Below are 1,543 nucleotides of genomic sequence, written 5' to 3'. Positions count from 1 at the left end.
GCACTGCCCTACTCGGCAGCGCGCTAACGCTCGCCGCGTGCTCACCGATAACGCCGCCAGAACAAGCCGAGCCTTCCGCAAGTACGGCTCCAAGCGTTGCGATAGCCGCACCGGTGCCATCCGCACCCACACAACCACCGAGCAAACGCCAACCGGTCGAGTTCGACCCTTGTACCCACATCGATGACGCGATCCCCATCTCGATGGGCTTCGACCCAGCTACCAGGAAACGAGTCGATTTCGTATTCGACGACTATGCGTTCATCGGTTGTGAATTCCGACGCTTGGACAACGTTCGCGGCCAGCAACTGGAGGTCGGCACGTTGGGCATCTCATCAACAAACGTCACACTCGACGAAATGCGCGCCCGCAACTATGAAGGGGCCCGACCGACCAGCGTGAGCGGCAGAGAAGCCCTGTTCCACAGAACGCGCGCGGCGGAGTCCTGCTACATCGCGATGCCAGGCCCCGACGCAACGATCGAAGTGCGAATCTCCAGCATCTACGCCCTCACCGACTGGGTCGGCTGCGACCACATCGACGAAGCCGCCAGCACCGTCGAGGCCGTCCTTCCGAGTCAATGACCCTGCACCACGCCGAACGCGCTGCAAACCGCGATACCCATCCGCTATGGAACCGATCCGGCTCCCTGCGCGTCCAACCCAATGAACGGATAAAGAAGGAGGGGAAATGACCGGGTTCCTCCAGGTCGACATCGATGTGCTCGGCAAAACCGTCCAGTCATTGCGCAGCGCCGAACAAGTCCTGACCGACGCGATGAAGGCAATGGCCAAAGACGGCAACGCCGACATCGGCACGGCAGCTCTCAACGATGCCGCCGACAGCTTTCAGCGACGCTGGCAGTTCGGCATTGAACGGATCAGCGAGTCAGCCCGCGTCACCGCCGATGGCGTAGCTCAATGCCTGACGGCGTACCAGAACCTCGACACCCAAATCGCGGACCTGATCAAGCTGTACGGCGCCGGGATCGGCACCCGGTCTCCCACGCCAGGGGAGGGCTCGAAATGACCCCGTCGAATCCCTATCCGAACCTCGGATTCAACCCCGCCCCTGGCTCAGCCGCCGAGGTCGCCGCACTCGGCACCAAGGTCAAGACGGCCGCCGACGCGGTCACCGAGACAAACATCCTGCTCTACCGCCTGCGCAACCGCAACGACGACGTATGGAAAGGCGATGCTGGCAACGCTTTTCGCGAAAACTTCGACGCGACACTCGCTGTGGATCTGACCTACGCCAAGAACTCACTCGAACGCGCGACTACCGTGATCCAGACCTGGCACGGCAACCTGGTCAGCTTCCAGGACACAGCCAAAGGCCTCGAAACAGAAGCCGCCGCAGCGCGAGGCACACATGCCCAGGCGGTCACAGCGCTCCAACAGGCCAAAACCAATCCAGACCTCGGCTTGGCCAACCAAACCTTCACTGACTCAGGACAACTCGCGGCAGCACAAGCCCGCCTCGACGCAGCAACCGCCAAACTGACCACCGCCGCCACTGCGGTTACCAACGCGCAGAGCGCGAT

The 1,543-nt window shown here is 62.3% G+C and carries 3 protein-coding genes; all 3 read left to right on the top strand.

Going from position 1 to position 1,543, the window contains the following annotated elements; all coding sequences use genetic code 11:
- On the top strand, positions 1 to 584 hold a 584-nt coding region (locus ACFWPJ_RS32475), incomplete at its 5' end, for a DUF3558 domain-containing protein (protein ID WP_378857295.1).
- Positions 585 to 690: 106 nt separating this feature from the next.
- Positions 691 to 1,029: a hypothetical protein gene (locus ACFWPJ_RS32470; RefSeq protein ID WP_378857294.1), complete on the top strand. Its 339-nt coding sequence runs from the start codon at positions 691 to 693 to the stop codon at positions 1,027 to 1,029.
- On the top strand, positions 1,026 to 1,543 hold a 518-nt coding region (locus ACFWPJ_RS32465), incomplete at its 3' end, for a hypothetical protein (RefSeq protein ID WP_378857292.1). The genes ACFWPJ_RS32470 and ACFWPJ_RS32465, both read left to right, overlap by 4 nt.

It is taken from the genome of Nocardia sp. NPDC058497 (assembly GCF_042720195.1).
In the GTDB taxonomy this organism is placed as follows: Bacteria; Actinomycetota; Actinomycetes; order Mycobacteriales; family Mycobacteriaceae; genus Nocardia.
This window is presented reverse-complemented; position numbering and strand designations above follow the sequence as displayed.

Bases quoted from the DNA above. Each gene is read 5' to 3' on its own strand.
- ACFWPJ_RS32470 (WP_378857294.1), top strand. From the start codon at position 691: ATGACCGGGTTCCTCCAGGTCGACATCGATGTGCTCGGCAAAACCGTC.